Annotated in this window: 20 protein-coding genes; 19 read left to right on the forward strand and 1 reads right to left on the reverse strand. The window is 41.1% G+C overall.

Annotated features, from left to right (window positions below; translation table 11 throughout):
* Nucleotides 1-212 precede the first annotated feature (212 nt).
* From J3P37_RS18700 to J3P37_RS18750, 11 genes are all read left to right on the forward strand, one after another.
* Nucleotides 213-3281 (forward strand): T9SS type B sorting domain-containing protein, encoded by a 3069-nt coding sequence (locus tag J3P37_RS18700; protein ID WP_256012884.1) that lies wholly within the window; start codon nucleotides 213-215, stop codon nucleotides 3279-3281.
* Nucleotide 3282: 1 nt separating this feature from the next.
* A complete protein-coding gene (locus J3P37_RS18705; RefSeq protein WP_256012885.1) occupies nucleotides 3283-4206 on the forward strand; it encodes a PorP/SprF family type IX secretion system membrane protein in 924 nt (307 codons plus the stop codon).
* Nucleotides 4207-4517: 311 nt separating this feature from the next.
* Nucleotides 4518-5111 carry an RNA polymerase sigma factor gene (locus J3P37_RS18710; protein WP_256012886.1) on the forward strand — a complete coding sequence of 198 codons (594 nt, stop codon included), beginning with the start codon at nucleotides 4518-4520 and terminating at the stop codon, nucleotides 5109-5111.
* Between the two features lie 130 nt (nucleotides 5112-5241).
* Nucleotides 5242-7242 (forward strand): T9SS type A sorting domain-containing protein, encoded by a 2001-nt coding sequence (locus tag J3P37_RS18715; RefSeq protein ID WP_256012887.1) that lies wholly within the window; start codon nucleotides 5242-5244, stop codon nucleotides 7240-7242.
* Nucleotides 7243-7430: 188 nt separating this feature from the next.
* Nucleotides 7431-8615 (forward strand): FecR family protein, encoded by a 1185-nt coding sequence (locus J3P37_RS18720; RefSeq protein ID WP_256012888.1) that lies wholly within the window; start codon nucleotides 7431-7433, stop codon nucleotides 8613-8615.
* Between the two features lie 242 nt (nucleotides 8616-8857).
* The gene (locus J3P37_RS18725; protein WP_256012889.1) at nucleotides 8858-12229 is read left to right on the forward strand and encodes a SusC/RagA family TonB-linked outer membrane protein; all 3372 of its coding nucleotides are present in this window, start codon (nucleotides 8858-8860) and stop codon (nucleotides 12227-12229) included.
* Between the two features lie 4 nt (nucleotides 12230-12233).
* Nucleotides 12234-13739 (forward strand): RagB/SusD family nutrient uptake outer membrane protein, encoded by a 1506-nt coding sequence (locus J3P37_RS18730; protein WP_256012890.1) that lies wholly within the window; start codon nucleotides 12234-12236, stop codon nucleotides 13737-13739.
* Nucleotides 13740-13795: 56 nt separating this feature from the next.
* Nucleotides 13796-14803 (forward strand): N-formylglutamate amidohydrolase, encoded by a 1008-nt coding sequence (locus J3P37_RS18735; RefSeq protein WP_256012891.1) that lies wholly within the window; start codon nucleotides 13796-13798, stop codon nucleotides 14801-14803.
* Nucleotides 14804-14820: 17 nt separating this feature from the next.
* Nucleotides 14821-16338 (forward strand): M28 family metallopeptidase, encoded by a 1518-nt coding sequence (locus tag J3P37_RS18740; protein ID WP_256012892.1) that lies wholly within the window; start codon nucleotides 14821-14823, stop codon nucleotides 16336-16338.
* Nucleotides 16339-16391: 53 nt separating this feature from the next.
* Nucleotides 16392-18077, forward strand: a complete 1686-nt coding sequence (gene ggt, locus J3P37_RS18745; RefSeq protein ID WP_256012893.1) for a gamma-glutamyltransferase — start codon at nucleotides 16392-16394, stop codon at nucleotides 18075-18077.
* A 27-nt stretch (nucleotides 18078-18104) separates the two neighbouring features.
* A complete protein-coding gene (locus J3P37_RS18750; RefSeq protein ID WP_256012894.1) occupies nucleotides 18105-19511 on the forward strand; it encodes a dicarboxylate/amino acid:cation symporter in 1407 nt (468 codons plus the stop codon).
* 69 nt (nucleotides 19512-19580) lie between these two features.
* On the opposite strand, the gene J3P37_RS18755 is transcribed toward J3P37_RS18750, so the two are convergent.
* Nucleotides 19581-20114: a hypothetical protein gene (locus J3P37_RS18755; RefSeq protein WP_256012895.1), complete on the reverse strand. Its 534-nt coding sequence runs from the start codon at nucleotides 20112-20114 to the stop codon at nucleotides 19581-19583.
* A gap of 455 nt (nucleotides 20115-20569) precedes the next feature.
* Here J3P37_RS18755 and rplC point away from each other — a divergent pair, with 455 nt between their 5' ends.
* From rplC to rplP, 8 genes are read left to right on the forward strand one after another with little or no spacing between them, the layout of a single operon-like run.
* On the forward strand, nucleotides 20570-21187 hold the full coding sequence (gene rplC / locus J3P37_RS18760) for a 50S ribosomal protein L3 (protein ID WP_256012896.1): 618 nt from the start codon (nucleotides 20570-20572) through the stop codon (nucleotides 21185-21187).
* Nucleotide 21188: 1 nt separating this feature from the next.
* Entirely contained in the window at nucleotides 21189-21818 is a 630-nt protein-coding gene (gene rplD, locus J3P37_RS18765) for a 50S ribosomal protein L4 (RefSeq protein ID WP_256012897.1), read from the forward strand.
* Nucleotide 21819: 1 nt separating this feature from the next.
* A complete protein-coding gene (gene rplW, locus J3P37_RS18770) occupies nucleotides 21820-22110 on the forward strand; it encodes a 50S ribosomal protein L23 (RefSeq protein ID WP_256012898.1) in 291 nt (96 codons plus the stop codon).
* A gap of 6 nt (nucleotides 22111-22116) precedes the next feature.
* A complete protein-coding gene (rplB, locus tag J3P37_RS18775) occupies nucleotides 22117-22941 on the forward strand; it encodes a 50S ribosomal protein L2 (RefSeq protein WP_256012899.1) in 825 nt (274 codons plus the stop codon).
* Nucleotides 22941-23207, forward strand: a complete 267-nt coding sequence (rpsS, locus tag J3P37_RS18780) for a 30S ribosomal protein S19 (RefSeq protein WP_256012900.1) — start codon at nucleotides 22941-22943, stop codon at nucleotides 23205-23207. Before rplB ends, rpsS begins: the two co-directional genes overlap by 1 nt.
* A gap of 3 nt (nucleotides 23208-23210) precedes the next feature.
* A complete protein-coding gene (gene rplV / locus J3P37_RS18785; protein WP_256012901.1) occupies nucleotides 23211-23564 on the forward strand; it encodes a 50S ribosomal protein L22 in 354 nt (117 codons plus the stop codon).
* An 8-nt stretch (nucleotides 23565-23572) separates the two neighbouring features.
* Nucleotides 23573-24448: a 30S ribosomal protein S3 gene (rpsC, locus tag J3P37_RS18790; protein ID WP_256012902.1), complete on the forward strand. Its 876-nt coding sequence runs from the start codon at nucleotides 23573-23575 to the stop codon at nucleotides 24446-24448.
* Between the two features lie 41 nt (nucleotides 24449-24489).
* Nucleotides 24490-24912 carry a 50S ribosomal protein L16 gene (gene rplP / locus J3P37_RS18795; RefSeq protein WP_256012903.1) on the forward strand — a complete coding sequence of 141 codons (423 nt, stop codon included), beginning with the start codon at nucleotides 24490-24492 and terminating at the stop codon, nucleotides 24910-24912.
* Nucleotides 24913-24990 lie beyond the last annotated feature (78 nt).

The raw sequence follows: 24990 nt of genomic DNA on the forward strand, positions 1-24990 counted from the left end.
AATTATAATCCTTTGTGGATTTAGAGGATAGACATGGAATATGGAGCAGCGGACCGAAAAATCTTGTATTATTTATTTGAATGTGAATAACACGAGTTTCTTACAAAATTTCATAATAATCCGGTCCTATATTCTTTTTGATCAGTCTTAATTACTGAATCCGGCCAAATCCAGCTTAAATGAGCAGTTGTACGGTTTGAAATGATGATAATATGAAGAAAAAGTTATTATTAATTGTTGGAGCAGTTCTATTGGCTTCAGGTTTAAGCGCTCAATCAGTAGTGATTAATAAGCTTTACAATAACACCAGTACTGCAGATAATGGGAGCATTAATGGTCAGGGTGATGGAGTAGAGCTGCTAGTGCTTGAAGATTTTACTGACCTCAGAGGCGCTTTTATCAAAGACTTTTATAATATGGGCTCAGGCTCTTCTGCATTCGTTGAGGGAGCACAGTATCAATTTTCTCAGAACGCTTTGTGGAGCAATCTGAAAGCCGGAACTACAATTGTTTTGATTCGCCCGGCTATAGATCCAGCACCGCCCCCCGCTCTTGATGTGGATGCTAGCGATTTCACAATACAAACATCATTAACAAATGAGGATTACTTAGTGAAAATTACTACAAACAATACCTGGAACTTTAACCTTCAGGGTACAGATGGTGTGGTGTTGAAACGAGGTGATAGCCCAAATGGTTTCGACAACGTAATTCACTTTTTCTTCACAGGCTATGGTAGTAATGCTTCGTTAAAATCAACGATTGACGAATTTACGTTTCCGAAAATGCTAACAAATACCCTTCTAACGGGGACAACTTCATACAGTGGCTTTGCATACGCAAATAGCCCCACTGTCAGTCCATTAGATTATATGGGTATAGATGACACCTCTAACGATATAATTGGATCATTCGTAAACAGCTCTTCAGAGACAAGGAGGCCTGCCTGGGGACTAGGAGAACCTGGAAACAACCGGGCTTTTATAGAAAAGCTGAGGGCTGCTCCGCGTACGCCGGAAGTTGTTGTTAACCGTGTTTATAATAGTGGGACTGCATTAAATGATGTGGTAGAACTATTGGTTCTGAGAGATCATATGGATATGCGCGGGATGTATATTAAAGACATTTCAGGCGGAACTATTTCGGGGACGACTTACAATGATACAGGTGGCAAGTACCAGTTTTCTGATTCCGATTTATGGAAGGATATCCGTAAGGGAACTACTATTGTATTAAGAACCGTCGCAGCCGGGGTAACGCAGGCCGGTGCGGATCTTGACACCGCAGGTCGTAAACTTGATCTCAATATCTTAAATCAAAGCTCTTCACCGTATTTGACATATATTTCCGGCTCCTTTAATCTCCAGAACTATGATTTTGTAACTTTAAAGAAGACAGGTTCAAATGGCGGCGCTGATGGGTTCGAAGGTAGTATCCATATTTTTGCCTTTGGTGTTCTGCCAGGCTACCGCAATGCCTATGATGCCTTGCCTGAGCCTAAAATTGGGACTTCGGCGGCGCTTAGCAGTACTCAAGGTTATCAATACCCTGTAAATAATTCAGAAACTTATCTTGACTTTATTGGCTTCGGAACTGACTATGTAGCTGATCAAATTAGTGCTGCTCCTCAATGGGGCAATGGACAGACTGGTAAAAATGCTGAGTTTATTGCATCGCTAAGGCCTGTGCCCCCGGTTGTACCAGAAGATGATGTAAAACCTATTGTTGCTATTAACAGGATTTTTAATAGTGGTTTAGCTTCGGGTGAAGAGGATGTAGTGGAGTTGCTGGTGATTAAGGATCATACTGACCTCCGAGGCGCTTTTTTTAAGGATATAAGCGGTGGTACGACTACATCGTACAGTTTCAATGATGGCGGAGGTAAATATAAATTTTCAGAAGACGACCTGTGGAGCGATCTGCGTACTGGTACAACAATAGTATTGAGGGGTGTAGCGTCTTCAGTTACAGAACCTGCTTATGACGATGATCCTTCAGATTTTCGCCTGGATGTTAATTTACTATATAAGACTTCGTCAAAGTATTTAACTTATTTATCTGGAGAGTTTAATCTTCAAAATCGCGATCTGGTTGTTCTTAAGCCAGCTACTTCGGTAGTGGATGGCTATTCGGGAGCTATTCACCTTTTTGCTAACGGAATCTCATCTACTGATTGGATTAATGCATTTAATGCTCTGCCTTCGCCAAAACTTGCCTCATCCTCTATTCTTAACGGAAACACTACTTCTACAGGTTACCAGTATGCTTTGAGCCCAACACAAAGTGTTGCTGACTTTAATGGCATTGGAGCTAATTTCGTTGGAAACAGTACAACTACCGCTCCGGTTTGGGGAAATGGTCATCCAGGCACCAACGCAGATTACATCACATCCTTGAGGCCAGTAATTCCAAATCAACCTGTTATCAAGTCGGGCCAGATCTTCTCTGTTCCGGAAAACAGTGTGGCCGGTACTGAGGTCGGTGAAGTTCTAGCAGGAATGCAGGTTGCGGGTACTTTTTCAAACTGGACAATATTATATGGGAATACCAATAATATGTTTAGCATTGATAAATCTACCGGTGTTATTACTGTCTCAGGAAGTGCATTGCCCGATTTTGAAACACGCCCTGTTTACTATCTAGCGCTCGAAGTCTATAATGGGACTATCCGGTCAAACAGAGCTCAGGTAACTGTGGAGATAGAAAACGTTGTTGAAATACCTGTGGCTCCTGTAATAGTTGGGGCAGTCGCTGGACGATTGAATGGCTTCAGACCCGAGATTACTGGTAGAGCCGAGTTCAACAGTAGGGTAGCTTTATACATTGACGATGTACTTGTTGACGATAATATTATACCCGATTCATTGAATGCAGCCTGGACTTACAGGGTTCTTACTCCTATGGCTCCGGGTATGCATACCTTTTACTTTACTGCTGTAGACACGTTAACAACAAACGCAGCAGTTCTTACAAGTGAAACGACAAGTGTCACAATGGGCTTCCAGACAGCAGACATCATACCACATAATATTCTTACTCCGAATGGTGACGGAAAAAATGATAAGTGGATAGTTAAAAATCTGGACTTATACCCGATTAACGAAGTGGTCATTTTTGATAAGTTAGGAAAAGTGGTTTATAATCAAAAATCTTATCAGCAGGATTGGGATGGAACATTTAACGGACAACTTTTAAATGCAGGCACCTACTACTATGAGATAAATCTTGGTCCTGATCTCAAGCCTTTGAAAGGCTACTTAACTATTATAAGAAATAACTAAGATGATGTTTAGATCTCAACCCTTGAAGGATACGATGAAGTATAATAAAAAATCGATTTTCAAAACCCTGGTGTTAACCATTTCTGCATTGGTAGCCCATCATGCGGATGCACAGGTTAGCCCGATGATATCTATGTATTACCAAAATCAATATCTTTCTAACCCGGCTTATGCAGGCTATGGAAAAGGATTGAATATAAACCTGGCATATAAGCAGCAACAAACGAAGGTTGAAGGAACTCCTGCTTCAAAAAACCTTTCTGCAGATTACAGAACTGGAAAAGTGGGGTTAGGTTTAGTTATTAACGGAGATCGCGACGGATTAATTGACATTTACAGATATGCAGGAACTTACGCCTATCATCTAAACGTTAATGATAAGCATCATGTTAGTTTTGGAGTGTCATTTGGCCTTACAACAGAAGGTGTAAATTCATCTCATATAATAGGTGACGAAGGCGATAATGAAGTGGCTTTATATAACGAACAAAAAGCATATGCAGATGGTGATTTCGGAATAGCATATAGATTTACTAATCTCACAGTGCAGGGTGTTCTACCAAATCTTAGGCAGTTTTACTATGACGAAGTAGAAGGCAATGTATATTCACCCTCGAAGTTTTTTACAGCGATAAGTTACAAGTTGAAAAGTTCTGTAGCAGAATTTGAACCTAAGGTAATTTACAGAGGAGTTCAAAACTATGATAACATCTTAGACGTGGGACTTAATGCCGTTTTAAAGGATAAATTTAACTTCCTTGGAATGTACCATAGCTCCAGAAATGCCACTCTTGGTCTTGGATTTACACATGATAAGGCATATCAAATACAGATTGCTTATACATCTCCTTTTTCATCCAGTCTAAGAAAGTATTCAGATGGAAATATTGAATTGGGAGTAAAACTTAATTTTTTAAATAAATAATCAGTTTTTTTATTGTTGCAAAAAAAAATCCCATTAGTGGGATTTTTTTCGTTAAAGGGCGGGTTTGTGGGTAAATTAGTTTGTGGTTTTTGAGGATTTATTATTAATTTGGCTATTTTTTTGATTTTTTTGATCGAATTAGTGTGAATTTATTTGTCTTTTTCAAAATTTCGCTTCTTTTTTTAAATTGTTTTTGTTTTGTTTCGTTTTTTCTATACTTTTAAGAAATGAATATTAAGATGAGGATATTCATAACGCTTCAGGGTTTTGATTATAGCAAGTTTAGCCTTGCAATTTTAGTTTAGAAAAGGATGGCGATTTATAATTTATTTGAGGAAAAGGTATTATTGGAGCAAATTTCAGGAGGGGATGAAGTGGCTTTTCGCAGAGTATTTGAGCTCTATAAAAAAACGATATTAACTTTCGTCGATAATTTCATCCATTCCAGTGAAGATGCAGAGGAAATTGTTCAGGAAACTTTTCTGATCTTATGGAATAACCGTCAGTCCTTAACCGGTATTGAACACCCGCGAAATTATATATACACAATTGCCCGAAACAAATGTTATGATTACCTGGCAAAAATGGCTCGTAATCAAAAAGCTATGAGGCACGCCTGGGAGAATTCGCAGGAGGCCTTAAATGAAACTGAGCTTTTGCTTAATTCAAAAGAAAGTATTATGCTAATTAATCATGCGTTGCTTAAGCTTTCAGCTCAAAAACAATCTGTTTTTCGCATGAGTCGATATGATGATATGAGTCATGAGGAAATCGCATTAGCAACCGGACTTTCCAGAAGCAGGGTCAAAAATATCATTGTTGAAGTATTAAAGCATTTGAAGGTGCGTCTAAAACAAGCCTCAGTTCTATCGGTTTTATATTGCCTCTTTACCTTATTTAGATAATTTGAGTAAATTTTACTAGTCCATGTTAAGGTTCTTCTACCCTTAAGTAAAAGAAAAATTAATTCGGTCCATGTTTTTGATAATGCAGTCTATAGAGTATTGCAGGTATTAAAAACAAAAACGGATTAATATGAGAAAACGCTTTACTTTATCAATTTTCACTTTTATTATTTTAGCCTGTGTGAACACAGCAATTTCCTATTCAGTTCCAGCAGGAACAATTCGTTACGTTAAGGAGGTCGCCTCCGGCGCAGGTACTGGACTTGATTGGGGAAATGCTTCTGCGGATTTGCAAGCGATGATCAATATTTCTGCTGAAGGAGATCAGGTTTGGGTTGCTGCTGGAACCTATTATCCTACCGTCATGGCTGGAGATGGGACAGGGGCGCGAGACAAAGCATTTATGTTAAAAAAAGGAGTTGAAATTTATGGGGGGTTTGCCGGATCAGAGGCTTTGTTATCAGAACGGAATTTTGTCACCAACATTACAAAGTTGAGTGGCGACCTTGACAAATCTGGAACTTTTACTACAAGTGATTCTTATCATGTAGTTTTATCTTCAGGAGATGTGGGCTCAGCAAGGTTAGACGGCTTTACAATAACGGGGGGAAATGCTAGTTCTACCATAACGCCCAATACCATTACATATAATGGCAATGTTTTTCCCAAATATGCAGGAGGCGGGATATACATTAGAAATAGCGATCCAACGATAAGCAATTTGATTGTTGTGGGTAACAGGTGTCTTAATTCTCCCTCGTTATCAAATGGAGGAGGACTTTATATGTACAATAGTTCTTCTGTACTGACAAATATTATGGTATCTAACAATTCGGCTGGAAACAGCGGTGGAGGTTTATATCTTACTACTAGTTCTGCAGCGGTGCTGAATAATGTCAGCTTTGAAAATAATAGATCAGGTTCTTCTGCAGGCGGAATGTATATTTATAATTCTAGTCCTTTAATAACCAAGGCAATTTTTGCTAATAATGAAGCAGTCACAAACGGGGGTGCAATCTTTATATACGGGTCTAGTGCTACTAACGTATCCACTCCTGTAATACAAAATGCCGTGTTTTATAATAATAAATCTTTAAACACAACAGCAGGAGATGATCCAGTGGGTGGCGGGGCTGTTTACTCTTCTTCCCGGGTTAATGCCATATTTACAAATACCACATTTTATGGAAATACGTCAGCGTTGCAGGGCGGTGCGATTGTGTTAGGCTATTCATCATCGTATGTTCAAGTTAACAACAGTATATTTTACTCGAATGTTAGTGGAGTAGATAATCATGATATTCATGCCGCAAGTCCATCTAATCTCACTTTAAACAATTCTCTCACCCAACAAACTGGTGTTTCTGGATCAGATGGCAATATTGTTGGGCAGAACCCCAGTTTTATAAGTACTGACCCTTCAAATAGCAACTTTTTACGCCTTAGCGTTGCAGAAGGGGCAGTGAGTCCTGCGATCGATAAAGGGAGTGACAGTTATATTACAGGAATTACGACTGATCTTGCTGGTAATCCAAGAAAGCATGGTTCCGCTCCCGTGGATATGGGTGCTTATGAGAATCAAGATCCTTTGCCCACCACTATGCCTGTTGATCTTATCAGCTTTACGTCAAAAAAACAATCAACCTCTGCATTACTTTCCTGGAGTACAGCATCTGAAACTAACAATGATCGCTTTTTGCTGGAGCGTAGTGGCAACGGAACCCTATTTACCTACGTTACAGAAATAGCAGCGAAACCAGAGGTCACGGGTGTTAAAAATTATAGCTATATCGATTATTCTCCTGTTAATGGTGATAATTACTATCGTTTAACCCAGATAGATAAAAATGGAACCGCTACTGTTAAAGGCGTTGAGGTCATCAATTTTGCGTTGTTTACGGCAGAAATTAATGCATATCCTAATCCAACTTCAGACAAAATAGTTATAGCTCTGGGTGATTCTAAATACGATAAAGCTGTAATATTTGATTCTAATGGTCGGGTATTGACTTCAAAAACAATCCAGCACTCAAATGTAGACTTCAATTTGACCACATATGCTAATGGTATTTATTTTGTTGAGCTAACTGGTCCTTCCGGAAGGATAACAAAGAAGATCATCAGGAACTAATTTGAGAACTCTCTATCGATTAGGCGGCATGCAAAAGGCGTTCAAGCTCGCTTTGCATGCCGCTTTTTACATTCATGCATATCATAGCTCATCCTGCTAGTTGTAATTGCAAAAAAAAAATTCATTTATTACGGTCCTCATTGCGTATTGGAAAGTCTATATTATATACCTTAACGAAAACGCAGGATATGTCAGCAGAACAGGAAAGGCTAAGATACCTTTTACAAAAATATACAGACAGGACGTGTAGCTGGGAGGAACAACAGGAACTCTTCAGTTTGATTGACTTAGATGAAAATAAAACAGATCTCTATAGATTCATGGATGAGAAGTTTATTCTGAGTCATCAGGAGAAAGCTAAGAGAGAAGTTGACTGGGATTCGATGTTTGACGCCATAAAAGAGTCTTCGAACAAAGAGCGAAAAAAAGGCCTTGGTTTTTGGATCAGCATCGCAGCTGCGGTTCTCTTATTCGCCTCGTTTGGTGCCTTTTTTCTAATGAATTCCCTGAAGGTTCGCGAAATGGCTAAAGTAACTGAACAACAAGATGTTGCACCGGGAGGAAACAAAGCTGAACTTATTCTGGCTGACGGCTCCAAAATTGCATTAGATGACGCACATACCGGAGAAATAGCCCGCCAATCAGGGATAGCAGTAACAAAAACTGCCGATGGCCAGATTGTCTACAACGTAGAGAATTCTGACAGCAATGAAACAGGATCAGATAAAGACCTTGTATATAATTCAATCAGAACACCTAGGGGCGGTAAATATCAGGTAGCCTTGCCGGATGGCAGTAATATCTGGTTAAACTCATCCTCATCATTGAAGTTTCCCACTGCTTTCATTGGAAAGGAAAGACGTGTGATGTTAACGGGTGAAGCTTACTTTGAAATTGCGAAGAATAAGCAAAAGCCTTTCATTGTCCAGGCTGGAGATGCGGAGATCAAAGTATTGGGTACTCATTTCAATGTTATGATGTATCCGGACGAAAAGTATGCAGAAACCACCTTGATAGAAGGTTCGGTGAGTTTTTCGAGAGATGGCTCTAATAATGTTCTTAAACCGGGCCAGCAGGCCAGATATTCACAGCAAACTGAGGGTTTTGAATTGGTGAAAGCAGATACTGAGCATGTTCTTTCATGGCATAACGGGTTGTTCGTTTTCAATAATACCGGTATAGAGGATATTATGAGGAATGTTCAGCGATGGTATGATGTTGATGTGATTTATCAGGGATCCAAGCCTTCGCTATCTTTTACTGGGGTAATTCCAAGGGATGTATCAATTTCAAAAGTTTTAAATGTTTTGGAATCTACAGGAGGTGTTCAGTTCAAAATTCAGGGGAAAACAATCATATGTTCAGGGAAATAGTCGAATAAACAAAGGGCCTCATCAGGAGAACACGCTCAATATTATAGAAAGCTCAAAAAAAGCCTTTCCCGGATTGCGGCCGGGAAAGGTAAAAATAGGCTTCAGGATTCAATTAATTTAAGTCATTGTCTAAAACCTCATTATACAAATGTATGAAAGATAAAATACATTGTGGAATTCTTTCAATATCACAACCCCTCAAAGTTTTTAATAGTAAAACTGCGAAAAAAGTCTTTTTGATAATGAAGCTCGTTACCATTATTCTTTTAGTTGTTAATTTGCATGTAAGCGCAATTTCGCTCGGTCAGAATGTAAGCATCTCAGGTCGAAGCATGAGTTTAAAACAGGCTTTTGTGGAGCTGAGGGCTCAAACAGGTTACTTTTTTATCTATAACGATGAACTTGTGTCAAATGCGAAACCTGTGCAGATCGACCTTAAAAATGTCAATCTTGAAAAGGCCCTGCAGGAGTTATTTAAAGCACAGCCCTTCACTTATACGGTTAAGGATAAGATTATTATCGTTAAAGCAAAAGAGAGCCAGTATCCGGTATCATCAGAAGTTCAAAATCGTACAATAACCGGAACAGTATTGGATGCAGAAGATGGAACACCTTTACCAGGAGTATCGGTGAGGGTTAAGGGTAATGCTGTTGGTGCCGTAACTAATGTACAGGGTAACTTTTCACTTGTTATCAAGTCGACAGATCTTGTGCTGCAGTTAAATTATATCGGATATGCTGCAAAGGAAGTTTCCATTACTTCTGATAGTAAGTATACGATTCGCTTATCCGTTGAAAGTAAACAGCTGAAAGAAGTGGTAATTGCCTTTGGAACTTCCACGAAACGTGAGCTTACAGGTGCAGTTACGGAGATCACTGCTAAAGATATTGAACAAAGGCCTATCAGTAACCTAAACTCCGCAATTGTTGGAGCAGCCCCCGGGGTACAAACTTCAGCCGGAAGTGGTCAACCGGGAGAGGGACCTGCTATTAGAATCAGAGGGTTTAGCTCTATCACTAATAGTAATGATCCCTTATACATCTTAGATGGCGCACCTTATGAAGGTGATATTAGTGATATTAATCCTGAGGATATAGAAAGCATAAACCTGTTAAAGGATGCCGCATCTACTGCTCTATACGGAGCAAGAGCTGCAAATGGTGTGGTGATGATCACCACTAAAAAAGGAAGAAAAGATAAGAACACTATTTCAGCGAAATTAACTCAGGCCGTATCAGAGCGCTCCCTGCCAAACTATGAAAGGGTTAACGCCTACGAATATTACCCCCTGATCTGGGAAAGTATTAGGAATGGATATATTAGCGATTATGGCTCAGGGTATGCTGCGAAAATCGATTCAATTAATCTTGCAGCTAGCAATAATGTTAAAGGCTTACTAGGGTGGAATCCTTTCAATGTTGCAGATAATGAAATTGTATTACCTAATGGTACGATTAACCCTGACGCTCGTTTGCTTTACCCTAATGATCTGAGTCTTAGAGATGCGATGCAGCGTACGGGTCTAAGATCAGATCTGTCTTTGAGTTTTAGCGGTGGAAATGTAAAGAACGATTACTACTTCTCGCTATCTTATCTTGATGAGCAAGGTTTTTCCATAGGGTCCGACTTTAAAAGATATTCAGGCCGCGTTAAGTTAAATTCTCAACCCAGACCTTGGTTATCAACAGGCTTAAGTATTACGGGTACATTCTCAGAGTCTGGCCGGGCAAATGAAAACAGTGGAATAAACGAGAATCCCTTCTATGTTGATCTTTTAATGGCACCTATTTATCCTGTCTATCGCCATGATCCTTTTACCGGTGCTTATTTACTAGACGAGAACGGAATGAGGCAGTATGATGCCGGAGATTACCGGCCATTAATGACAGGTAGAAATATTCTGGCGGAAACAACATATAATATCAACAATATCCGCCGTAATGTGATGATCGCAAATTCAAATGTGGATGTTAAGTTTTTAAAAGATTTTAAGTTCAGTACAAACTTTAGCACAACGCTAAGTAATTATCGATCGGACGTTATTGATAATAGTTTTATTGGTGATGCTCTTGGGCGGGGCAGAGCGTCTTTGACTAATAGATTGTATGCTTTTCTAAATTTCAATCAACTTTTGAACTACTCTAAAAAAATCGGAGATCATAGTTTTAAAGCACTTTTAGGGCATGAAAGCTACATGAACTATTTTGAAGATTTGCGTGCTTCTGCCACGTCAGAAGCAACCAGTGGAACAAATGCTTTGTCAACCTATGCAATTGGAACCGGATACGGGGGGAATGACAGGGATTACAGGACAGAAGGTTATTTATCAAAAATAGATTATTCATACATGGGCAAGTATGTTGCATCCGCCTCTTTTAGAAGAGACGGTTCCTCCAAATTTGCGAAAGAGAACCGTTGGGGGAATTTCTGGTCTGTGAGCGGTGCCTGGAATATTGATAAAGAGTCGTTCTTTAAGTTACCGGTTGTGGATTTGCTTAAATTACGGGCTTCATATGGTGAGGTCGGAAACGATAACGTTGGTGATTATTTTGCGTACCAGGGTTTATATACTCTGGGCTATAATAATGGTACTGAGCCAGGTGCTTTACTTACTTCTGTACAGGTGGATTCCTTACAGTGGGAGACAAATGTGAACATGGATGTAGCCCTTGATTTTGGGATACTCAAAAGCAGGATCAGTGGGTCTGTAGAGTATTTCCGTCGGCAGTCACAAAATCTCTTATTTGATATAGCTCTTCCATTAAGCACAGGGCTTACTACCCGTAATGATAACTTCGGTAGCATGCTTAACGAAGGGCTGGAAATACAATTAACAGGTCAAATCATAAAGAAAAAGAATCTTGGATGGACATCTTCTATCAACTGGACAAGCACCGCAAATAGAATCGTTTCTCTGCCTGATTCCTATAAAGGGTATATAAGCGGTAAAAGGCGATATGCCGAGGGCCGTTCAATATATGAATTTTGGTTACGTGACTGGAGAGGAGTTGATTCCCAAACAGGAGCAGATCTGTTTACTACTACAGACCAATGGGTGAGTCCGGTAATATCTTCTACAGGAGAAGTTCTTACATCGAGCTCTTCAAATGCCCGTTTTCGTTATGCAGGTAGTGCTATTCCTGATTTCTTCGGAAGTGTAAATAATACATTCAGTTATAAAAATTTGTCATTGCAACTGATGTTTATTTACCAGGTTGGTGGTCTGGTTTATGATGATGATTACCAGACCCTGATGACCCGGGGAACTCTTGGAAGAGCTATGCACAGGGACGTGTTAACTCGATGGCAACAGCCTGGTGATATTACAGATGTACCAAGACTGGAACAAGGAAGCAGTGTTTTTGATAGCGACCGGTTCCTGATTGATGCATCGTATTTGAATTTCAGGACAGCTTCATTAACTTACAATCTACCCAAGAAGTTCTTAAAACGGTATAGTATTCCTACGGCTAAGGCCTATGTAAGTGGGGAAAACTTATTCATTACCTCCAAAAGGAAAGGACTAGACCCGACTCAGACTTATACAGGTACTTCTTCCTACACTTATGCACCTGCCAGAGTAATCAGCCTTGGTATCAACTTTACGCTTTAATATTATGAATAGTTATAAATATATTATTTGTGCTTTTTCATTTGTGTTGGTGATCTTTTCATCATGCAAGAAAGACTATTTAGATACCGCTCCTTCTAATGCTACATCGATAGATGAGCAGTTAAGTACAATTAAGGGTATAAACACTGCTCTTAACGGTATTTACAGGGGTATGTATATGCAATATTCTGATCAGGAGCAGGATGGGCATCCGGCAGTTATGATAAACATGGATTTTATGGGTGACGATGTGGTTCATTCCGCAATCGGGACTACATACTTCCGGGGTGCTTACCGTTGGATTGATCACCGGAGCGAAGCAACTGACCTTACCTATTTTGTCTGGAGATTTTACTACAGACTTATCGCCAATGCCAATATGATACTAGCTGCGGTTGATAAAGTAGACGCGACCGACGACCAGAAGAAGATGGTTATTGGTGAATGCCTGGCCATTCGGGCTTTCTCTCACTTTATGTTGGTACAATTATACTCGGCCCGTTATTATCCTGGTTTAAATCCTCAATGGGGCGTGCCGATTCAAACGGAGTTTACCCTAACACCTCAACCACGTGCAACGGTCGACCAGGTATATGCCCAGGTTAATAAAGACATCGATGCTGCTATAGAGAACTTAGCGGACGCTCCGGCGCCTATAAATAAAACACATATCAACATCAATGTTGCCAAAGGTATCAAGGCGAGGGTAGCGTTAACCATGTGGGATTGGGCTACTGCGGCGAAATATGCAAAGGAGGCCAGAGAAGGTTTGTCTTTGATGTCAAATGCAGACTATCTCAAGGGTTTTAACGATATAGATAATATAGAATGGATGTGGGGCGCCAACCAGCTTGCAGATCAGCTACCGACTTATGGTTCTTTTTATGCCTATATGTCGGCTAACTATAACTCCGTTCATACCCGTTCTAATCCTAAATTTATAAATTATGCATTGTATGACGGGATCTCTCAATCTGATATTCGTCGGAAGCTATGGTGGGACGGCGAAGAAGCTACTGCTAAAGATTTTCCTGGAGTTATCAATGTGGCGACTGGCTTGCCTGACGACTCACAATTAAGAGTACCCAAAATGCATCGTAAGTTCTTGGTTAAGGACCCGGCTGTAAGTGTTGGAGATATTCCGTACATGAGGGTTGCAGAGATGTATCTAATTGAGGCAGAAGCAAAGGCTCGTGGAGGATCTCTTAGGGACGCCTATCAGGCTTTATTGCCTCTGGCTGCAAACCGGGATCCAGAATATGGGCAGAGCGTCAAATCTACAACCCTGGCTGCAATTATGCTTCAGAGGAGGATTGAACTCTGGGGAGAAGGTTTCCGTTTTCTTGATTTGAAGCGTACTTATAGTGATCTGTCGAGGTACGCAGCATCAGGCGCTATACCTGATTTGGTAAATTGGCGTGGGGTTGCTGCGGCTAGTCCGATGTGGACCTGGCGGATTCCGAGAAGAGAGATTAATGCAAATCCTTTGATCATACAGAATACGGATTAAGAATTCCAGTGAAAATTGAATATTAAACCGAAGATAAAATATCGAAAATAAATACAATGGTTAGAAAGTATAACTTCTTCTTTAGTCTCGTTTTGCTTGCCGTCGTCGCCTATTCCTGCAAAAAGAATATAGGAAACGAATTTGATATCCGGGACCCAGAGTTGGAAATCATAGAATATGACAAATCCATCTATAAGAAAGGCAGCACCATTCATTTTCCCCTAGATTTTCCAGAGCAGAATCTACCGGTGAATTATGTTGAGTTTCGGGTGGGCGATTTGAATTCACCTATTATCCTATCGTCTCCACATGATGGTACTCTTGCTCCAGATTCCATTGGAGGTAGGGATCATCCAACTGCAGAAGACGCTAGGGATACTCATACAACTCCTTTGGTTGAAAGAATTGCGGATACTCTGGAAGCAAGGACAGGAATGAGGCCACATATTATTGTCAATGTGTTATCAAGAAAAAAAATGGACCCAAACAGGTCGCGTGATGAAGCCTTTGTTAAGCACCCTGACGCGCTAGATGCATGGGATGGTTATCAGAATTTTTTGAAAATTGCCCGTCAGATTGTGACAGACAATGTTGGCAAAGGCTTATATCTCGATATTCATGGACATGGGCATCCAAAAGATAGAATCGAGGTTGGCTATCTCTTAACTCCAGCTGACTTAAATGATTCGCTATCAAATTTTTACCTGGATTTGAAGGCTGGAAAGTCCAGTATATTTGCTGTTGGAAAAGGATCTCTTGTCAAGTTTTCGGAACTCATACGTGGCGCATCTTCATTCGGCGCTTTGTTATGGGATGAAAAACATCCGGCTGTACCTAGCGATCAACCTGGGAATCAATGGCCTGGCAGTGATGATTACTTCAATGGTGGGTATTGTACGCTCGCTTATGGCTCTTTACGTGGCGGTAATGTCTCTGCAATTCAGTTGGAAACTTCTTATAAAAATGAAAGAGATCCAGTTAAACATGCAACAGCTGGTGGTGCAATCGCCCGTGCAACTATCAACTATTTCAAACTCCATTATGGAATGAATCTGCAGAAGTAATAAATCCACAAACACACATGAAAAAGATATTTTTACGGCTTTCCATCTCAGCCATCACCTTTACCGGCGCATTTGCTCAGCAAACACCTGACCCCGCCATTATCGCTAAAATCCGTCAGGAAGGATTGGAGCGCTCAAAGGTAATGGAACACGCCTTCTATCTTACCGATGTTAACGGCCCCCGTTTAGCTAATTCTCCAGGTGCAAGGCGCTCAGAACAATGGGCAGTAAACACCTTAAAAAGCTGGGGACTACAAAACGTCAACCTCGAGCTATGGGGAGAGTTCGGACAAGGCTGGGATATTCAGAGATGCTATGTAGCGATGAAGGCTCCTTATTACCAGCCTCTCATTGCAACCCCAAGAGCCTGGACTGGCAGTACAAAAGGGGAGATCTGTTCAGAAGTAGTCCTGGTAAAATACGACACTACCGAAATTAAACGTCTGGCCGGCAAATTAACCGGCAAAATAGTGATCTTCGATACGAAAGATACCATTGCCACTACATTTAAATCGGATGCTACACGCTTTACCGATGAGGAGTTGGCTGGCATTGAATCCTTACCTGTATTAAAAAAAATCAGTCCGGCTGTTACGGCTCGTATTAAAGCCCTTCGGGCCCGCGTAGGTGAGCTGCTTTTTGAGCAGAATGCAGCGCTCATATTAACTTTAGCACGTGGTAAGCATGGTACGGTGTTTAATGCCGCCAGTGCATCGTATGAAATGGATGCAAAACCTACGGTTGCAGAATTGGAAATGTCTGCTGAAAATTACCTTCGTATCGTTCGCCTGCTAAAGGCGCAAACTAAAGTCGAACTGGAAGCAGACATTAGAACAACGTTCTACAAAGAAGATCCTAAAGGATATAATGTTATAGCCGAAATTCCAGGAACAGATAAAAAGTTCAAAAATGAAGTGGTTATGTTGGGTGCCCATCTTGATTCGTGGCATGGCGCCACCGGCGCAACAGACAATGCTTCTGGCTGTGCGGTGATGATGGAAGCAATTCGTATCATCAAGGCGCTTAATTTGAACCCCCGCCGGACTATACGGCTTGCTTTGTGGACTTCCGAAGAGCAGGGACTGTGGGGCTCGAAAGGTTATGTGGCTAAGCACTACGGAGATGCAGCCACAATGAAGCTAAAACCTGAACAGAAAAATATTTCAGCTTATTACAACCTCGACAATGGGGCTGGTAAAGTGAGAGGAATATACCTGCAGAACAACCTGGCAGTAAAACCTATTTTTCAGGAATGGCTTAAACCGTTTCATGACCTTGGAGCCACAGCGGTTCCGAATAGAAATACCGGCTCAACGGACCATATTTCTTTCGACGCGGTTGGAATTCCTGGATTCCAATTTATACAAGACAAATTGGAGTATTTCACCAGGACCCATCATAGCAACCAGGATAATTACGAAAGGTTGAATGAGGCTGACCTGAAACAAGCAGCTACGGTCATAGCAGCTTTTGTGTATAACACAGCTCAGTTGGATCAAAAGCTTCCTCGTAAGCCATTGGCAGGTGCTCAATAAGAATTTAATAATAAACACATAACACAATCCATTAACCAACACAATACCAATCAATGAAATATATCTATACTTCTATTGCTTCGATTTTTCTGTTCGTTCAGTTGACATCGGCACAGCAAGTTAATCAACAGGAATATTATAAGAAGGGGATGGTCGTTTCGGCTCATCCGGAAGCGTCGAAGGTTGGACTCGAAATATTGAAAAAGGGAGGCAACGCTATTGATGCTGCAGTAGCTGTTCAGTTTGCGTTAGCCGTGGTCTATCCCAACGCTGGCAATATAGGCGGTGGCGGCTTTATGGTCTATCGTAGTGCCAAGGGAGAAATCGCTTCTTTGGATTACCGTGAAAAGGCTCCAGGTTTGGCCAGCAGAGATATGTACCTCGATTCTACAGGTAATCCTATCATCAAAAAAAGTCTGTTAGGTCACATGGCTGCAGGTGTACCGGGTACTGTGGACGGTATGGTAAAGGCTCACAAAAAATACGGAAAGCTTAACTGGAAAGAAGTTGTTCAGCCTTCCGTTGATCTTGCAGCAAAAGGATTTCCTATTACAAAAAAGCAATCCGGGGAGCTTAACCGAATTAAGGCGACTTTCCTTAGATACAACCCGGCGGGCGTGGCATTTGTTAAACAAGATGGACAATGGAAAGAAGGCGACCTGTTAATTCAAAAGGAACTGGCACATACTTTCGAGCTCATTCGTGATAAAGGTCGCGCAGGCTTCTACGATGGAGAGGTTGCAGATTATATGGTCAAAGAAATGAACCGCGGAGAGGGGATAATCAGCAAAAAAGACCTGGCAGATTATGATTCAAAATGGAGAACACCAATCACGGGTAATTACAAGAACTACAAAATAATCACCATGCCGCCATCGTCCAGCGGCGGTATCGCTCTAGTACAGTTATTACATTCTGTTGAACCCTTTCCTATGAAAAAATGGGGACACAACCAGGATTCTACCATTCGTTTGATCGTTGAAGCAGAACGCAGGGTGTATGCCGATCGGGCAACGCATTTGGGGGATCCGGACTTTTATAAGGTTCCTCAGAAGCAGCTTCTTGATCCGCAATACCAGCGGCAAAGAATGAGCGACCTTGACTGGAACCGTGCAACTCCTAGCTCTGAAATTTCTGCAGGTAAGCTGGCTCCGAAAGAAAGCGAAGAAACTACTCATTACTCTATAGTAGATAAAGACGGTAATGCTGTTTCTATAACTACCACCTTAAATAGTGCTTATGGAGCTATGGTTGTTGTTCAGGGTGCAGGTTTCATTTTGAATAATGAAATGGACGATTTTTCAGTGAAGCCAGGAAGTCCTAATAAGTATGGATTAGTAGGTGGTGAAGCAAACTCTATTGCTCCAGGAAAACGTATGTTGAGTTCAATGACTCCGACAATTATAGAAGATAAGGGAAAATTATTTATGGTGGTTGGTACTCCCGGCGGCTCAACTATCATTACTTCTGTATTTCAGACTATACTTAACGTGATCGAATTTGGGCAGTCAATGCAGGAAGCCGTAACATCAAAACGTTTTCATCACCAGTGGCTGCCTGATGAAGTAAATCCTGAAACTGGTGCGTTTAGTGATGCTATTCAGCAGAAACTTACAGAAAAAGGATACAAACTAGCTCCCCGCACCTCTATCGGCCGGGTAGATGCTATTTTAAACACAAGCAAAGGTTATCAGGGTGGCGCAGATCCACGCGGAGATGATACAGCAATGGGATGGTAATTGGATAAGCGTTACAAATTGATAGATATGAATGTAAAGAACACCGGGTATCTTTGTCTGGCAACAACTCTGCTGGCCGCTATCGTTTTTATCTTAAATAGCTATGCTATAATTCCGGTGCCAGAGCAGTACCTGTTCTTTTCGCGATGGCTGGCTATTGCTTCGCTGATCTTGTTTGGGCTGAAGAAACGAACTTTAACTTCCTGGATCCTGATCTCCATGGTTGTGGGGACGGAGATTGGTCACGACTTTCCAGGCGTTGCCATGCATCTTCAGGTTTTAAGTAAGGTCTTCCTAAAAATGATAAAGACCATTGTCGCTCCTTTATTATTCGGAACACTGGTTTATGGAATAGCAGGACATTCTGATTTGAAACAGGTAGGCCGTATGGGATGGAAGTCATTGCTGTACTTTGAGGTAGTGACGACAATTGCTTTGTTTATAGGATTAGCTGCCATCAATATTTCCCAGGCTGGTAAAGGTATCGTGCAGCCACAGGGTTTTCATGAAGAGTTGCCTGATGTGCCGGCTCAAACGCTTAACGATATAATACTTCATATCTTCCCTGAAAACATTGCTAAGTCTGTTGCGGAAGGGCAGGTTCTTCAGGTGGTTATTTTCAGCATTATTTTCGGAATAGGCCTAGCCATGGTTAAACAGGATAAGAGAGCGCCGATGCTAAAGTTCACCGAAAGCTTATCTGAGGTGATGTTTAAGTTCACTAACCTGGTAATGTATTTTGCTCCAATTGGAGTGGGGGCTGCTATTGCTTATACCGTTGGACATATGGGTTTGGGTATCCTTATGAACCTGGTTCAGTTACTAGCCACTTTGTATCTCGGACTCATCGTGTTTATCCTGGTTGTGTTACTGCCTATCGCATTGATTGTAGGTGTTCCGGTAAGGAAATTTATGAAGGCCATAGCTGAACCTATTTCAATAGCTTTTGCAACCACCAGCTCGGAAGCTGCTTTGCCGGGAGCAATGGAAGCATTGGAAAAACTGGGTGTACCCCGTAAGATAGTAGCTTTTGTAATGCCGACTGGTTACAGTTTCAATCTGGATGGGACAACTCTGTATCTTTCCATGGCTGCAGTGTTTGTGGCTCAGGCTGCGGGTGTCCCATTGTCTTTCGGTCAGCAGCTACTTATAGTCTTCACACTGATGTTAACCAGTAAAGGAGTTGCGGGAGTACCCAGAGCTTCTTTGGTAATTCTTTTGGGTACCGCTGCTTCATTCGGTTTACCATCATGGCCTATATTCATAATTCTTGGTATTGATGAACTCATGGACATGGCCCGCACGACAGTAAATGTAATAGGTAATTGTCTGGCTACAGTAGTTATTGCTAAGTGGGAAGGTGAATTTAAGCCTGAAGATGAAGGCTTGCAGCCTGAGGAATACCGGATGCTCGATGAAGCTATTGCCGAATAGTTTATAATTCTCTTTACATCAGCCATCCTGTGTAATAAACGCAGGATGGCTTTATATTATATTAAAATTTTATCTTGGTTTAACTTCAGTTTCTCCGTCATCAGTTTTTTCTTTGGTGTCCGGAGTTTTCATTTTGGACTCATCGTCGTCAACTTTTAGTTTCGAATCGCCATCCTTCACTTTCATATCTTCGCCGTCAATCTTGATCTTTTCATCACCAGATTTGATTTTGATCTCGTCGCCATCGCGCTTTATTTTCGTTTCGTCCAGCTTCCATGTTCCTTCGGTTTGCACAAGGGCATTATTCACCAATAGACCTGTAGGGCCATAAAGGGTATCGCTGGTACTTGCATCAACAAATAATAGATCTGATTCGATAGGCTGTCTGGTGTCTGAATAGATATATGAATTGGTTTCAGTATCCTTAACTATGGATGCTGCCTCACCTGTACTGAGTTTTACATAGGAAGTGTTCGACACTGTTGAGGCATCTGTAGCATCGGTACCGGCTGTGTCAGAACCTGCATTCTCATTACTGGTACTGTTACATGCAAAGAAAGCGGGCAAGGCCGCCAAGAGTAAAAATCTGTGGTAAACTTTCATATTTAAATTTTTTTTGGTTGAGATGATTAACAGTTATAAAGCTGTGAAAGTTTTAACCAGCAGATTCTCACAGCAGGAGCGGGGGCTGCCAGAGGATTTTCTCACTGGTAATAATGATATAGAAAACTAATAAAAAATACCAGGCACAAGCCCAATCTAACCTTCAACAACGGGTAGACGAATTAAAAAGCTATTCTAAAATTGCTCTTTCTGAACATGATTGGCTTGTTTGTCTCAGTATCCCGGTAAAAACTCGCACTGCGACTGTTTGATATTCAGATACTGGGAAAATAAATCGAAGGGAAAAATCCAGAGAAAATAATTCTAAAAAAAATAACTCGCTCACTATTTGATATTTAATGTATTGTTTTTATCTTTGCCGTCCCTTTCGAGGGGATAACTATGCCTTGAGCGGAGCCCTACTGCTTCGATGGGCAAAAACGATTAAAAAGAAAATGTCAGGAATTATTGGAAAAAAAGTAGGAATGACCAGCATTTTCGATGCCGAGGGACGTAATATCCCATGTACGGTAATCGAAGCTGGCCCTTGCGTTGTAACGCAGGTTCGTACCACTGAGAAGGATGGGTACGAAGCAGTTCAGTTAGCTTTCGACGAAAAGAAAGAGAAAAACACTACTGAACAATTAAAAGGCCATTTCGCTAAAGCGAACACAACTCCAAAACGCAAGTTAGTAGAGTTTAAAACGTTTGAAGACGAGAAAAGTTTGGGCGACACAGTTACTGTAGACCTGTTTGCAGAAGGCGACTTCGTTGATGTTGTTGGTACTTCTAAAGGTAAAGGTTTCCAGGGTGTTGTTAAACGTCACGGATTCGGCGGTGTGGGTGGTCAAACTCACGGTCAGCACAACAGAATGCGTGCTCCGGGTTCATTAGGTGCATCTTCATGGCCTTCAAAAGTATTCAAAGGAATGCGTATGGCGGGTCGTACAGGTGGTGCTCGTGTTAAAGTTCAGAATCTTCAGATCCTGAAAGTTTATGCTGAGCAAAATTTATTAGTAGTTAGCGGTTCAATCCCGGGAGCTAAAGGTTCTTACGTAATCGTTGATAAATAAGATGGAAGTTAATGTAGTAAGTATTTCAGGTAAAGAAACAGGTGCCAAGGTGCAACTTCCTGAAACGATTTTCGGTTTAGAACCAAACGATCACGCAATCTACTTAGACGTTAAACAATACCTTGCCAATCAACGTCAGGGTACACACAAGTCTAAGCAACGTAACGAGATTGCCGGATCCACCCGCAAATTATACAAACAAAAAGGAACAGGCGGAGCACGTGCTGGTAACATTAAATCGCCTTTATTCAATGGTGGTGGTCGTGTTTTCGGTCCTCAGCCTCGTGACTATAGTTTTAAGCTAAATAAAAAGTTAAAGCAACTGGCTCGTAAGTCAGCTTTATCTTACAAGGCAAAAGATAACAACATTGTAGTTTTAGAAGACTTCACATTCGATGCGGTAAAAACTAAAAACTACGCTAAGCTTGTTGCAGACTTAAACGTTGCTAACGAGAAGACTTTATTGGTGTTACCGGCTGCTAATAATAATGTTTATTTATCAAGCAGAAATCTTAAGAAAGCGAAAGTGATCACTGCCGATCAGTTAAATACTTATGATGTATTGAACGCTGGCAAGCTTTTGTTAACTGCAGGTTCTGTTAAAACATTGGAGGAGGCGTTTGCCAAGTAATATGGAAATTTTAAAGAAACCTATTTTAACAGAAAAGGCATCCCTGCTTACTGAAAAGTTAAACAGATATGCGTTCCAAGTAGATCCAAGAGCCAATAAATTACAGATCAAATCTGCAATTGAACAAATGTATGGTGTAAGCATTCAAGCTGTAAACACCATAGTGGTAAATGGTAAAGCAAAAAGCCGTCACACTAAAGCAGGTTTTGTATCTGGCCGTACAGCTAAATACAAGAAAGCTATTGTTACGCTTAAAGATGGTGAAATTATAGACTTTTACAGCACTATATAAATAGACATGGCAGTTAGAAGATTTAAACCAGTTACCCCAGGTACGCGTTTCCGTGTTGGAGGCGACTATTCTGATGTTACTACAAACGTTCCTGAAAAATCGTTAGTAGTTTCTATTAAGAAATCTGGTGGTAGAAATAACACTGGTAAAATGACTATGCGTTATCTCGGTGGGGGACATAAAAAGTCATACCGATTGATTGATTTTAAACGCGATAAAAAAGATATCCCCGCAACAGTTGCCACAATTGAATACGATCCAAACCGTACAGCTCGTATAGCATTGCTAAACTATGCTGACGGTGAGAAACGTTACATTATTGCTCCTGAAGGATTACAAGTTGGACAAACTGTAGTTTCAGGTGATGCTGTAGCTCCTGAAGTAGGAAACACTCTTCCATTAAAGAGCATTCCACTGGGTTCTATCATCCATAACATTGAATTAAATCCTGGACAAGGTGCTTCTATCGCACGTAGTGCAGGTACTTACGCTCAGCTTTCAGCTCGCGACGGTAAATACGCTATTATTAAATTGCCTTCAGGCGAGACCCGTATGATCCTGGCTACTTGCCTTGCTACCATTGGTTCTGTTTCTAATGCAGAGAAAGCTAATGAAGTGTTAGGTAAAGCTGGTAGAAAACGCTGGTTAGGACGCCGTCCACGAGTTCGTGGTGTTGCCATGAACCCGGTAGATCACCCTATGGGTGGTGGTGAAGGTAGATCTTCTGGAGGTCACCCTCGTTCAAGAAAAGGTTTACTTGCTAAAGGGTACAAAACCCGTAACAAGAAAAAAACCTCAAATCGTTACATCATTGAAGGGAGGAAAAAATAATGGCACGTTCGATTAAAAAAGGCCCTTATATCGACCACAACTTAGAGAAGAAAGTGGTTGCTTTAAATGAAACCAGCAAGAAATCTGTTATCAAAACTTGGTCTCGCAGATCAATGATTTCTCCTGATTTCGTAGGACATACATTTGCCGTTCATAACGGAAATAAATTTATTCCAGTTTATGTAACTGAGAATATGGTTGGTCACAAATTGGGAGAATTTGCTCCGACCAGAACATTTAGAGGTCACGCTGAAAAGAAAAAATAAGCCATGGAAGCAGTAGCAAAATTAAATAATTGCCCTACCTCACCTCGTAAAATGAGACTGGTTGTTGACCTGATCCGTGGTGAGCGTGTAGAGAAAGCGTTATACATTTTAAAGTATACAAATAAAGAAGCTGCACAAAGAGTTGAGAAACTATTGTTGTCAGCAATTAAAAACTGGGAGTCTAAAAACGAAGGACAACGCCCCGAAGAAAGCGAACTGTTTGTGAAAACAGTTATGGTTGACGGAGGTCGTCAGTTAAAAAGGTTAAGACCAGCTCCTCAGGGTCGTGGATACAGAATTCGTAAGCGTTCAAACCACGTAACATTGGTAGTTGATAGTAAGACTCTTCAAAACTAATTAAGGAAATGGGACAAAAAGCACATCCAATAGGTAACCGTTTAGGAATCATCAAAGGTTGGGATTCTAACTGGTTCGGTGGCAACAACTACTCCGATAAATTAGTTGAAGACGAAAAAATCCGTAAATACTTGTCAGTTCGTATTTCTAAAGGTGGTATCGCTAAATTAGTTATCGAACGTACATTAAAACGTATTACTGTAACAATCCATACTGCCCGTCCGGGTATCGTTATCGGTAAAGGTGGTCAGGAAGTTGATAAGATCAAAGAAGAGTTAAAGAAATTGACTAAAAAGGATGTTCAAATTAACATCTTCGAGATCAAACGTCCGGAACTTGATGCACAGCTTGTAGCTGAAAGCATTGCAAAACAGTTAGAAGCTCGTATTTCTTTCCGTCGTGCCATGAAAACTACTATCGCCTCTACTATGCGTATGGGTGCTGAAGGTATCAAAGTAATGTGTTCTGGTCGATTAGGTGGAGCTGAAATGGCTCGTACTGAACAGTACAAAGAAGGAAGAATTCCTTTGCATACTTTCCGTGCAGATATCGACTACGCTCTAGGTGAAGCATTGACTACTTATGGAAAAATAGGTGTTAAAGTGTGGATCTGCAAAGGCGAGGTTTATGGTAAACGTGATCTTTCCCCTAACATCGGCCAAACTTCTAATACAAGAGGTAGAAACGAAGGCGCTGCCGGATTCGGTGGCGAAAGAGGTGGAAATGACAGACGCGGTGGCGGCGACAGAAGAGGTGGTGACAATCGCGGTGGAAACCGTGGAGGTCAGAACCGCGGAGGTCAGGGCGGTCAGAACCGTGGCGGTCAGGGTGGTGGCCAGAATCGCGGCGGTAACGCAGGCGGTGGCTTCAGAGGAAAGAAATAATTTAATTTTTAGACATCGTTTTACGATAAAAAGATACTAAAATGTTACAGCCAAAAAGAACGAAGTTCAGAAAGATGCAGAAAGGAAAGATGAAAGGTTTAGCCACTCGTGGTGCTGAACTTTCATTCGGATCTTTCGGTATAAAATCACTGGAACCAGCATGGATTACCAGCCGCCAGATTGAAGCTGCACGTATCGCCGTTACACGTTTCATGAAACGTGAAGGTCAGGTGTGGATTCGTATATTCCCGGACAAACCAGTTACCAAAAAACCAGCCGAAGTACGTATGGGTAAAGGTAAAGGTGCTCCTGAATACTGGGTAGCTGTTGTGCGCCCTGGAAGAATGATTTTTGAAGCTGAAGGTGTGCCTTTAGAAGTTGCTAAAGAGGCATTACGTTTAGCCGCTCAGAAGTTGCCGGTTCAAACTAAATTCGTTATACGTAGAGATTACGTAGAAGCATAATTTGAGTTATAAGTTTTAAGTTGTAAGTTTTAAGTAGAAATGCCTGGGACGTACAACTTAAAACCTACAACAACGTAG

Source organism: Desertivirga xinjiangensis (assembly GCF_024436435.1).
Classification (GTDB): Bacteria; Bacteroidota; Bacteroidia; order Sphingobacteriales; family Sphingobacteriaceae; genus Desertivirga; species Desertivirga xinjiangensis.

Bases quoted from the DNA above. Each gene is read 5' to 3' on its own strand.
- J3P37_RS18700 (WP_256012884.1), top strand. From the start codon at position 213: ATGAAGAAAAAGTTATTATTAATTGTTGGAGCAGTTCTATTGGCTTCA.
- J3P37_RS18705 (WP_256012885.1), top strand. From the start codon at position 3,283: ATGATGTTTAGATCTCAACCCTTGAAGGATACGATGAAGTATAATAAA.
- J3P37_RS18710 (WP_256012886.1), top strand. From the start codon at position 4,518: ATGGCGATTTATAATTTATTTGAGGAAAAGGTATTATTGGAGCAAATT.
- J3P37_RS18715 (WP_256012887.1), top strand. From the start codon at position 5,242: ATGAGAAAACGCTTTACTTTATCAATTTTCACTTTTATTATTTTAGCC.
- J3P37_RS18720 (WP_256012888.1), top strand. From the start codon at position 7,431: ATGTCAGCAGAACAGGAAAGGCTAAGATACCTTTTACAAAAATATACA.
- J3P37_RS18725 (WP_256012889.1), top strand. From the start codon at position 8,858: ATGAAGCTCGTTACCATTATTCTTTTAGTTGTTAATTTGCATGTAAGC.
- J3P37_RS18730 (WP_256012890.1), top strand. From the start codon at position 12,234: ATGAATAGTTATAAATATATTATTTGTGCTTTTTCATTTGTGTTGGTG.
- J3P37_RS18735 (WP_256012891.1), top strand. From the start codon at position 13,796: ATGGTTAGAAAGTATAACTTCTTCTTTAGTCTCGTTTTGCTTGCCGTC.
- J3P37_RS18740 (WP_256012892.1), top strand. From the start codon at position 14,821: ATGAAAAAGATATTTTTACGGCTTTCCATCTCAGCCATCACCTTTACC.
- ggt (WP_256012893.1), top strand. From the start codon at position 16,392: ATGAAATATATCTATACTTCTATTGCTTCGATTTTTCTGTTCGTTCAG.
- J3P37_RS18750 (WP_256012894.1), top strand. From the start codon at position 18,105: ATGAATGTAAAGAACACCGGGTATCTTTGTCTGGCAACAACTCTGCTG.
- J3P37_RS18755 (WP_256012895.1), bottom strand. From the start codon at position 20,114: ATGAAAGTTTACCACAGATTTTTACTCTTGGCGGCCTTGCCCGCTTTC.
- rplC (WP_256012896.1), top strand. From the start codon at position 20,570: ATGTCAGGAATTATTGGAAAAAAAGTAGGAATGACCAGCATTTTCGAT.
- rplD (WP_256012897.1), top strand. From the start codon at position 21,189: ATGGAAGTTAATGTAGTAAGTATTTCAGGTAAAGAAACAGGTGCCAAG.
- rplW (WP_256012898.1), top strand. From the start codon at position 21,820: ATGGAAATTTTAAAGAAACCTATTTTAACAGAAAAGGCATCCCTGCTT.
- rplB (WP_256012899.1), top strand. From the start codon at position 22,117: ATGGCAGTTAGAAGATTTAAACCAGTTACCCCAGGTACGCGTTTCCGT.
- rpsS (WP_256012900.1), top strand. From the start codon at position 22,941: ATGGCACGTTCGATTAAAAAAGGCCCTTATATCGACCACAACTTAGAG.
- rplV (WP_256012901.1), top strand. From the start codon at position 23,211: ATGGAAGCAGTAGCAAAATTAAATAATTGCCCTACCTCACCTCGTAAA.
- rpsC (WP_256012902.1), top strand. From the start codon at position 23,573: ATGGGACAAAAAGCACATCCAATAGGTAACCGTTTAGGAATCATCAAA.
- rplP (WP_256012903.1), top strand. From the start codon at position 24,490: ATGTTACAGCCAAAAAGAACGAAGTTCAGAAAGATGCAGAAAGGAAAG.